This is a genomic window from Haloferax sp. s1, assembly GCF_058382125.1.
On record NZ_JBZRPK010000626.1, the window covers coordinates 1 to 10,470 of the forward strand.

Annotated in this window: 9 protein-coding genes and 1 pseudogene; 3 read left to right on the forward strand and 7 right to left on the reverse strand. The window is 62.0% G+C overall.

Annotated elements, in window-relative coordinates:
- Positions 1-6 precede the first annotated feature (6 nt).
- A pseudogene (locus QT222_RS13410) lies at positions 7-762 on the forward strand (DUF7089 family protein); the annotation flags it as partial.
- 60 nt (positions 763-822) lie between these two features.
- On the opposite strand, the gene QT222_RS13415 reads toward QT222_RS13410, so the two are convergent.
- Positions 823-1,401, reverse strand: a complete 579-nt coding sequence (locus QT222_RS13415; protein ID WP_491477455.1) for a DUF7090 family protein — start codon at positions 1,399-1,401, stop codon at positions 823-825.
- Between the two features lie 163 nt (positions 1,402-1,564).
- Positions 1,565-2,023 carry a DUF2391 family protein gene (locus QT222_RS13420; RefSeq protein ID WP_004058807.1) on the reverse strand — a complete coding sequence of 153 codons (459 nt, stop codon included), beginning with the start codon at positions 2,021-2,023 and terminating at the stop codon, positions 1,565-1,567.
- Positions 2,024-2,144: 121 nt separating this feature from the next.
- Between QT222_RS13420 and QT222_RS13425 the strand changes: the two genes are divergently transcribed.
- Positions 2,145-2,825, forward strand: a complete 681-nt coding sequence (locus tag QT222_RS13425) for a class I SAM-dependent methyltransferase (RefSeq protein WP_004058806.1) — start codon at positions 2,145-2,147, stop codon at positions 2,823-2,825.
- A gap of 31 nt (positions 2,826-2,856) precedes the next feature.
- Here the strand turns inward: QT222_RS13425 and QT222_RS13430 are convergent, their stop codons facing one another.
- The 4 genes from QT222_RS13430 to QT222_RS13445 form a co-directional block, all read right to left on the reverse strand.
- On the reverse strand, positions 2,857-3,954 hold the full coding sequence (locus tag QT222_RS13430; RefSeq protein WP_491477456.1) for an ABC transporter ATP-binding protein: 1,098 nt from the start codon (positions 3,952-3,954) through the stop codon (positions 2,857-2,859).
- A 115-nt stretch (positions 3,955-4,069) separates the two neighbouring features.
- Complete coding sequence (locus tag QT222_RS13435; protein WP_004058802.1) at positions 4,070-5,782, reverse strand: ABC transporter permease; 1,713 nt, start codon at positions 5,780-5,782, stop codon at positions 4,070-4,072.
- 1 nt (position 5,783) lies between these two features.
- A complete protein-coding gene (locus QT222_RS13440) occupies positions 5,784-6,920 on the reverse strand; it encodes a thiamine ABC transporter substrate-binding protein (RefSeq protein ID WP_491477457.1) in 1,137 nt (378 codons plus the stop codon).
- A 142-nt stretch (positions 6,921-7,062) separates the two neighbouring features.
- On the reverse strand, positions 7,063-7,839 hold the full coding sequence (locus tag QT222_RS13445) for a sulfurtransferase (RefSeq protein ID WP_491477458.1): 777 nt from the start codon (positions 7,837-7,839) through the stop codon (positions 7,063-7,065).
- A 251-nt stretch (positions 7,840-8,090) separates the two neighbouring features.
- Between QT222_RS13445 and QT222_RS13450 the strand changes: the two genes are divergently transcribed.
- Positions 8,091-8,951: a sulfurtransferase gene (locus tag QT222_RS13450; RefSeq protein ID WP_491477459.1), complete on the forward strand. Its 861-nt coding sequence runs from the start codon at positions 8,091-8,093 to the stop codon at positions 8,949-8,951.
- Positions 8,952-9,018: 67 nt separating this feature from the next.
- Here QT222_RS13450 and QT222_RS13455 read toward each other — a convergent pair.
- A partial coding sequence (locus QT222_RS13455) for a short-chain fatty acid transporter (protein WP_491477460.1) occupies positions 9,019-10,470 on the reverse strand: 1,452 nt, incomplete at its 5' end.

A 10,470-nucleotide genomic window follows, 5' to 3' on the forward strand; every position in this document is an offset into this window, starting at 1 on the left:
TAAGACCCCAGCACACTCGTATTGAATGTAAACGAGGATTTAGACACTATCCCCCCGGAAGAAGCGGAGAACCTCGGTCTCGTAGTCGATATGCTCTCCCCGGCGGCGTATCCCGCTGAGTGGCTACCAGACGATGTCCCGAAGGCGCTACGCCGATACGCCTCCTCGGATTTCACCATCGGGATGCCCGGCGACGGAACCGTGACGTGGACTTGGCAGACGACGCCCCCGGTCGTGTTGGTGAAGTACCGCGCGAAGGGGACTCCGGACGACTTTCTGGACTTCCTCATCGCCGAGGCGCTCGTTCAAGCGGGAACTGACGACATCCCGGAACACTTCCTGCCGTTCTTCGGCGAGCAGTATCGCGACCTCGAAGCGGCGATGCCCCTCGGCCCGAGCGAGACGTATCAGGTTGCCGCCGCTCTCTACGAGGGTTGGGTGGGACTTCAGACCCGCGAGGAGTTTGCCTCGTGGGACGGCAGATACGACCGCCTCCACGATGCGTGGGTCGATGCGGGCGAGCGACTGGACGACAGACTGGCGAATCTCCCGCGGTTGGTTGCACTCGGGCGACTGTCGTTCCCCGAGGCGACCGAGTTCGCGTGCTCGGCCATCAAACACGAGCGCGACTTGCCCGCGCCGTTTGCCGCTCTCGACACCGCGGCGTACCTCGACCATGGCCCAACCTACGCGGTCAAGTGGGCAGAAAAGACGTTCGAGCAACTCGCGGAGGGCCAGGACGCCCGCGACACAGACGAGTAGGTAACCGAGTGTCGGCACGCGACGCGCCGTGCTCCTGAACTGAGGGAGTTCGTCTTCGAGTTAGAAGTCCGTCGTGACGCTGCCGTCTTCGTCGAGGTCGACAACGCCGTCGAACAACTCGCGAAACCGGTCGAGCGTCTCTTGGTCGTGGACTTCTTTCGAGAGGTGGAACAGTCCGACCGCGTCGTACTCGTTGAGGAGTTCGAGGATTCGCTTTGTCGCCTCGAAGGCGCGGTCTTCGTCGGCGTAGTAAGCCATCTCCGTCACCGAATCGACGCTGAGTCGGAGTTTCCCGTCGTAACTCTCCAAGAACTGTCGGGTCTTTTCGACGATGGTGTCGAGGTCGTCGGGCGCGGCGACGTAGTAAATGTTGTCGGCGCTTCGTCGGGAGTAACCACGTTCGATAGAGAGCGTGTCGAGGATGATTGCGCGGGATTCATCGACTTCGTAGTGCTCAATCTTCTGTTCGACCTCGCGTGCGGTGGTGCGCGTCGAGATGACGAGGAACTGGTCGGTGTCGACCTTGAAGAAGTCCGTATCGATGCGGTCAGTCTCGCCGATACTCGGATGAAGGAGCAGGATTCCTGTGCCGCCCGGAATCGTCTCGGGCGCGTCTTCGATGGCGAGCTCGTAATCCATACCTCAAGCAGTTACTCTGCCGACTTAATCCTTCATGCCATTTCGACTACCTGATTGGGAAACTGTGGGTCGCCACAGCCCCATACAGCGAGTCAGCCGTCATCGCGATTAGCACAGCCGCCGTGAGCCGTCGTGATTAGACAGGAATTCGCCGTTGCGGCGATTAGAACAGCGAGTCAGCCGTCGCCGCACCGATGACACTGAACACCGCACCGACGCTCGTCGCCTTGAGCGTAATCGCCAGTACAGCGAGGTCGAGTTTGATTCCCATCGCGTCGAAGATGATGCGCCCCGACACGTCCGAGAGGAAGGTTCCCGGCGCGTCGAATGCGATAGCGAGGATGAACACGGAGAGATACGCGACGCTGATGAGTGAGATAAATCGAACCGGAACCCCGCCGACCTCACGTTCTCTGTCCGGGTCACGGTTGTCGGCCTTGTAGAGCGCGCCGTAGCCGACCGCGAGGACGATAACGACCGTGAGAATCGCCTGCAAGAGCGACATGCTCCGCGCGAGCACCCACACCTCCTCGGTCACGACGAACGGTCCGGCGAGGAGGAACCCGCCGACAATCTGCTGTGCGGTGTCGGCAAGCGCGAATCGGCGGCGGACCCCGACCATACTCCGGTCGTGGCGTCGGCGGTAATTAAAAGGCGCGGCGGCAGCACCGAGTGAGGGGGATATCGAATTATCCGTCGTCGCGCTCCGAACTGATTTAGTCCCCACACTGTAAGGTTCGAGTATGAGCGTTCGCGACGAGTTCGACGCCTGGGCGGCCGACGGCCGCGACAAAGGCATGGAGGACCGACACTGGCACACTGCGAAGCACGCCCTCGCACGGATGCCGGTCGAAGAAGGCGATACCGTTGTCGACCTCGGGACGGGAAGCGGCTACGCCCTCCGCGCCCTCCACGACACGAAAGGAACCGGTCGCGGTTTCGGTCTCGATGGCTCGCCCGAGATGGTCCAGAACGCCCGCGAGTACACCGATACCGACGACCTCACGTTCCTCGTCGGCGACTTCGACGACCTTCCGTTCGACGACAACAGCGTCGACCACATCTGGTCGATGGAGGCGTTTTACTACGCCGCCGACCCACACCACACTCTCGAAGAGGTCGCTCGCATCCTCAAGCCGGGCGGCACGTTCTTCTGCGCCGTCAACTACTACGAGGAGAATATCCACTCTCACGAGTGGCAGGAGATGATTTCCATCGACATGACCCGCTGGACACACGAGGAGTATCGCGAGGCCTTCCGCGACGCCGGTCTCTACGTCGCCGAACAGGACTCCATCGCCGACATGGACATCGAAATTCCGCCGGCTGAAGCGTTCCCCACCGACGATTGGGAGACCCGCGAGGATATGGTCGACCGCTATCGGACCTTCGGAACGCTTCTGACCGTCGGCGTCGCGCCCTAGGCTCCCGAATCGACCGATAAAATCCTGGTTTTCACTCGACGATATGCGCCGCGTCGGGGTTGAACCCGACTTCGAGTTCCGACCCGAGTTCGAATCGACCGTCACCGCGCTCTGTGTCGTCGTCGATTGTCACCGACACTTCGGTCCCGCTCCAGTCGAGTCTGATACGTGTCGTCGCGCCCTGAAACTCGGCATCGACGATGGTCCCGCGAATCCGGTTTTGACCGGCACCGACGCGGAGCGCTTCGGGCCGGACGCAGAACGTAATCGACTCGCCGGGAGCGGCATCCGACGTACTTGGCGACAGTGATTCGCCGAACGTGCGGCCGCCCTCGGAGAGCGTGAATACCTGGTCTTCGGTACCGACTCGCAACCCCCCCGTTTCCGGTCGAGACTCCACGACCGCGTCGAGGACGTTGTTCTCACCGACGAACTCCGCGACGAATCTGGTCTGCGGCCGGTGATACACGTCGCGGGGGTTGCCGACCTGTTCCACGCGCCCGCGGTTGAGCACCGCCACGCGGTCAGAGACGGCCAGCGCCTCGGATTGGTCGTGGGTGACGTAGACGGTCGTCACCCCGAGTTCCGACTGGATGCGCTTGACTTGTCGGCGGAGTCGGTCCCGAAGACGGGCGTCCAGCGCCGACATCGGCTCGTCCAGAAGAAGGAGGTCCGGGCCGGGCGCGAGGGCGCGAGCGAGCGCAACCCGCTGTTGTTGCCCACCAGAAAGCGAATCGGGGTCGCGGTCCTCGAACCCGGAGAGGTCGACGAGTTCGAGGAGTTCGGCGACGCGCTCGTCGCGGGTGGCACCACCCGGTGGGTCCGTAAACCGAAGGCCGTAGGCGACGTTCTCGCCGACGGTCAGATGGGGAAACAGCGCGTAATTCTGAAACACGACGCCGACCCCTCTCGATTCAGGTGGAACTCCCGCCATCGACTCGCCGTCGAAGCGGACGGCACCCTCTGTCGGCGACTCGAATCCGGCAATACACCGGAGCGTCGTCGTCTTGCCGCACCCCGAGGGGCCGACGAGCGTGAAGAACTCTCCTTCCCCGACAGACAGCGAGACCGAATCGAGTGCGGTCGCTGTCCCGTAGCGCTTGGATACGTCGTCGAGTTCGAGTCTCATGGATTCACCTCCGGAATCACATCAGTCGGTCGTGTACGGACACTCATAACTCTCCGCTTGTCGCCGTTCATAACTCTCCGCTTGCTGCCGCTCATAACCCTCCACTTGTCGCCGTTCATAGCTCACCCCTTCCACCGAATCGGTCTATGACGACGAAGCTCATCGAGGTGACGACGAGGAGGACACACCCCATCGCCGTCGCGGGACCGAGTCGGCGGCCGAGGAACCGTTCGACCGCAACGGGCATCGTGTAGCTTCCCGACCCTTCCGCGAGGATAATCGTCGAGTCGAACTCGCCGATACTGATAGCGACGGCGAAGGCGGCCCCGGCGACGACGCCGGTCCAGACGAGGGGCAACTCGATGTCGAGGAGTGCGCGAGTTCGGGTCGCACCGAGCGACCGGGCTGACTCCACGAGTCGGCCGTCGAGTCGGGAAAACAGGGGTGCCACATTTCGCGTGACGAAGGGGTACGCACCGACCGAGTGGGCGGCGATGATTGCGAGCGTCCCGGTGACGCGGATTCGGGTTCCGAACACGTCCACGCCGAAGACGAGACCGCGGAGCAGACCGAGACCGACGACGATACCCGAAACCGCAAAGGGGGCCATCGAGAGCACGTTGATAAGACCGCGGCCGCGGTACTGCCGAGTCGTGAGGATGGCCATCGTCACGCCCATCGGGACGGCGACGAGGAGCGTTCCCGCGGCGAAGACGAGCGAATTCCAGATGGCTGGAAGCGGCTTTACCTGAAAGCTCGCGCCGGTCGCCTGCCGCTCGACGAGGAATGCGTAATGCGAGAGGGTAAACCCGCCGTCGCCGCCGGTGACGCTCGCGAGAACCATGCTCGCAATCGGGACGATGAAGACGAGTCCGATGATGATTCCGTATCCGGCGATACCGACTGTTCTGAGGGCTGCTTTCGGCGTCCAGTCGGCCGGGAGCACGGACTGTCGCGGAAGCGGGCTTGCCGCTCCACCGGCAGCACGCTGATTCGCCTCGTACCAGAGGTACACCGCCGTTAGCGTGAGCGAGATGACTGTCTCGATGACTGCCAGACTGGCCGCTTCGGCGTAGGCGAGGTCGCGGACCTTCGAGTAGACGAACACCTCGATGGTCGCCAGTTGGAACCCGCCGAGCGCGAGGACGATGGGAAACGACGCGAACGTAAAGATGAACGTCAGGGTCGCGCCGATACCGACCGACGGAAGGAGTTGCGGAAGGACCACGTCGCGGAAGGCCCGACGAGGATTCGCACCGAGCGAGCGGGCCGTTTCGACGGTTCGGGCGTCGACACTCTCCCACGCGGCGGTGACGATGCGGGCGACGAGCGGCGCGTTGTAGAACGCGTGGGCGACGATGATGGCTTCGAGCGTAAACAGTAACTCGACCGGCGGGAGACCGACGACCGAGAGTGCGCGATTGAGCGTCCCGTTGCGGCCAAACGTCGCAACGAACCCGATAGCGACCATGATAGAGGGCATGACGAACGGGAGGATGGTGAGCGAACGAAGCGTCTCGCGGCCGGGGAACTCGAAGCGGGAGAACAACCACGCGGCGGGAAGCCCGAGCGCGAGACTGGCGATAGTCGAGTAGAACGCCTGCTTCGCCGTAAACCAGATAATATCGACCAGATAGAACTCGTTCGTCAGAATCGAAATGATGGGGTCGAGGGTAAACCCGCCCTCTTCGAGCACCGCGTCAGCGAAAACGGTGGCGACGGGGTAATAAAAGAGGACGAGGAGGATGACGGCGGTGGCCGCCGCGACGACCGAGAGCAGTCGCTGTTCGAGCAGGCGAGTGACCCGGCGTGCCGGGATTCCGCTCACCTCACTTGCTTGCGAACTCTTGTTCCCACGCGTCGGTCCAGTCACTCAGGTTACCCTTGAGGCGGTCGTAGGAGAACGTGACGGCTTCCGGCGGTTCGTGGGCGTATTTGGCGAAGTCGGCGGGGAGTTCAGCGGTGGTTGTCGCCGGGAACGCAACGTTCCGGACGGCGATTTCGGCCTGCACTTCGGGCCGAAGCATGAAGTCCATGAACTCGGTTGCGAGTTCTGGGTTGGCGGCGTCGGCGAAGGTGGCCATCCCTTCGGGGTTGGCGTAGCCCTGGTCGTTCAGGAATCGAATCTGGTGTTTGGCCATGTCCTCGCCGGACTCTGCGGCATAGACCTGGTCGGTCGAGTACGAGACGACCATCGGGGCCTCGCCCTTCGAGTAGGCGTTGTAGGCTGGTTCCCATCCGCCGAGAACGCGGACGCCGTTTTCCTTCAACTTGGCCCAGTAGTCGAGGTAGCCATCTTCACCTTTCGCGTCGATGGTGTGGAGTAAGAACGCCTTCCCCGTCCCCGACGACGTGGGATTCTGTGCGAGAAGCGTCCCCTCGAATTCGGGTTTGAGCAGCTCGTCGAACGTCTTCGGCGCGGTGAACGCCCCGTCGTCGCCTAGCGTCTCGTTGTAGACGATAGATACGTAGCCTGTGTCGTAGGGGACGGCGCGTCCCTTGGGGTCGAATTCGAGTTCTTCGTTCACGTCGCCACTGTGAGAGAGTCCTTCGGTCGGCGTGAACAGTTCGCCGTCGAGGTTCTCGTCGATGCGGACGAGCATCTGCGCGTCGAGGCCGACGTAAAGGTCGGCACCGGATTCGACGCCGCGGTGTGAGCGCTCGATGTAGTGATTGACGCCCGAATCGGGTGTCTGCCACTTCAGTGTTGCATCGAACTCGGATTCGAACTGGTCTTTCAGCCACGGACCGGGGCTCGAACTCACCGTGTCAACGAACGGCCCGTAGGTTCCGATGGTGAGTGTCGGAGACTCCCCGCCTGTGGTTGTCCCTTGCGTCGTTGTCGTCTCCGTAGCCCCACCAGACTGCTCGGTCGTCGTCGATTCGCCACCTGTTCCGGTACATCCGGCGAGGAGTGCCGAAGCACCACTCGCACCGGCGGCCTTCAAGAAGGTCCGTCGTCTCATTACCGGGTTGTTGTACTGTGTGGTATTTAACGCCCGTGATACGTCCGGTTTCGATACTCCCGGCTGAGAGGTTGTGAAACGGCTGTATTCGAGGGAACCGCTTTGACTAATGAACGTGTATTAACAAGAGTACTGTCGTGGACTATCCTTCGATAATAGCCCCGTCGCGGGCTTCCCATTCCGTGAGGCTGCCCTCGTAGAACTCGACATTGTCATAGTCGAGATGTGAGAGGACGACGTAGGTATGGCTGATTCGGCGCGCAGTGTTGCAGTAGAGCACGACTCGCCGGTCGGGCGTGATTCCGACCCCTTCGAGAATCGCGTCGATTTCTTCGCGTGGTTTCAGCCCGCGGGTCTCGTCGTCGACGAGTTCGCGCCAATCGAGGTTGACTGCGCCGGGGAGGTGCCCTTCCACAAACTCTTCTGGCTCGCGAGTGTCGACGATGACCGCTTCTGGCTCGTCGAGTGCCGCTTGGACCGTCTCGAAATCGACGAGCGGTGTCGTTTCGGGGTCGGAGGGTTCGTAGGTCGTCGCGGCCACCTCGGTCGCCTCGGTCGTCGTTTCGTGCTCGCGGTTCCACGCGCTGAAGTCGCCGTCGAGGAGATGCAACTTCTCGGAGTCGTGGCCGTACAACAGCGCCGTCACGAGAAACCGGGCCGCGAAGACGCCGTGGGTGTCGTCGTAGGCGACTACCTCGTCATCGGCCGCGATACCCGCATTCGACATGAGGTCGGACCATACGTCTCGACCGGGGAGCATACCCGTGTCACCATCGGCGCTTCGAAACTCGTCGAATGGAATCGAGACGGCACTCGGAAGATGTCCGATACCGTCGAATTCCCAACCGTCTCGCACGTCAACTACGCGAACATCGTCAAGTCGGTCCGCGAGCCACGTCGCAGAGACCACGTCTACCATGCGCCCACGTATCCATTCCGTGGATTTAGGTTCGCGGCTCCTCGCACCCCTCGCCCCGTGTCCGGAGTAGCAGAGTATGTTGCCGGTATATCGAAAAAACGACTTCAAAACCCGCCAAACACCGGTTATGGGGACCCACCCGACGGCCGAACCCCCAAATTCTGGGTGATACTTGCCGCATCACCCGGGGTCAGGATGTACATGCCGTCGATGTGAAAGTTATGGGGTTCGGTTTCGTATGGGAAGATGCGATGTCAAACTCCGATTACGCAAAGGACGTACTCGTCTCTGCGGACTGGGTGGAATCCCACCTCGACGACTTCCAGAGCGACGACCCGGCGTACCGACTTGTCGAAGTCGACGTTGACACCGAGGCGTACGACGAAAGTCACGCACCCGGTGCCATCGGCTTCAACTGGGAATCCCAGCTTCAGGACCAGACGACTCGCGACATACTGACGAAGGAGGACTTCGAGGACCTTCTCGGCTCCCACGGCATCTCGGAGGATTCGACGGTCGTCCTCTACGGTGACAACTCGAACTGGTTCGCTGCCTACACCTACTGGCAGTTCAAGTACTACGGCCACGAGGACGTTCACCTCATGAACGGCGGCCGCGACTTCTGGATCGACAACGACTACCCGACCACCGACGAAACCCCGTCCTTCTCGGAGCAAGACTACACGGCGAAGGGTCCGTTCGAGGACATCCGCGCCTACCGCGACGACGTCGAAAAGGCAATCGACAAGGGTCTGCCGCTCGTCGACGTTCGCTCGCCTGAAGAGTTCTCCGGCGAGATTCTCGCCCCGCCGGGACTGCAGGAGACCGCCCAGCGCGGCGGCCACGTCCCGGGTGCCAGCAACATCTCGTGGGCCGCAACGGTCAACGCCGACGGCACGTTCAAGTCGGCCGACGAACTCCGCGAACTCTACGCGAAGGAAGACATCGAAGGCGACCAGTCCACCATCGCCTACTGCCGCATCGGCGAGCGTTCGTCCATCGCATGGTTCGCCCTGCACGAACTCCTCGGCTACGAGAACGTCACCAACTACGACGGCTCGTGGACGGAGTGGGGCAACCTCGTCGGCGCGCCCGTCGAGAAAGGAAACTGAGGCCGCCTCCGTTTCAGTTCGTCTCGAACTCAGTCGTCTCGAATCCGATTTTCGATTCTTTTTGCGGTCACATCGGGAGCACGCTGACGCCGACAGCGACGATGACGCCCACGCCGAAGAGTACCATCACGCAGTAGCCCATGATGTCGCGGACTGAGAGACCGCTGATGGCGAGAAGCGGAATGGCCCAGAACGGCTGAATCATGTTGGTCCACGCGTCTCCCCACGCTGCGGCGATGGCGACCCGAGGAATCGACTCGCCGGACGCTTTCGCGGCCGTGACGAGCGTCTCGCCGATGACAGCCCACTCGCCCCCGCCGGACGGGACGAAGAAGTTCACGAGACCGGCGGTGAAGAAGGCGAACACCGGGAGCGTCCCATCGGGTGCGACGGCGACCATCCCCTGTGCAATTTGCGTTGCGAGGCTGACTGACCCCTCCGGCGCGTAGGCCATGATGCCCATGATGCCAGCGTAGAAGGGGAACTGAAGGATGATTCCCCAGACGTTCTCGACCGCTTCGACGATAGCTTCGATATACGCCTTGGGTGTCCTGTGGAACAGGAGTCCGAGGAAGAGAAACGCGAAGTTGACGATATTCAGGTTCAGGTTGTTCCACGGCATCGTTCCCGCCTGAATTCCGTCCCAGAAGAACAGGCCAACGGCCAGTAAGCCGACGAGACCGATACCCATGCCGATGAGGGACGAATGCTCGATACGCGTCGCAAGGGATGCATCCTCGGGAAGCGAGACGTTCGCCGTACCACCGTCGGACCGTGCATCCGACGAGGCTCCCGAATTGTCCATTCGCTCGCCGCCGTCGGTCGCTGCTTCCAACTCCTCGGGGTCGATGGGCGTCTTCTTCGCGTCCGACTTCGGGTACATCAACGCGAACAGCACGGGGAGAAAGAGGAAGCCGACCACAGCCACGAGAGCGAGGTTCGCCACGGTGAAGATGGTGCCACCGGTACCGAACGTCGTATCGAGAACACCGGCTTCGATGAGGAAGTTCCCGTCAGTGTTCAACAAGAGCGGAATCGACCCGGCGAGGCCGCCGTGCCAGACCACGAATCCGGCGTACGCGCCAGCGACGACGATTGGGAAGTCGATGCCGCGAATTTCGGTTGCAACCTTCCGGGCGAACAGCGCGCCGACCACCAACCCAAGCCCCCAGTGGACGAACGACGCCCCGGCGGCGACGACGGGAACCATCGCGGCGGCTCCCCGCTCGGTGTCCGGAACTCTCGCGAGTTTGGTGAGGAGCCTATCGACCGGTCGCGTCTGTGCGAGCGCGTAGCCCGTCATCAAAATGAGTGTCATCTGCATCCCGAACGAAAGCAGGTTCCAGAACCCGCCGTACCACCCGTCCATCAGGATGTTGCTCGCGTGACTGACGGTGCTTGTCCCCGTGCCCGACGAGACGGAGACGAACGCCAGTATGTATGCGACCCCCGTCAGGATGATAGCGAACAGGAATGCGTCGGGCAGGTAGCGCTCGACGAGTTCCGAACTACTCTCCGC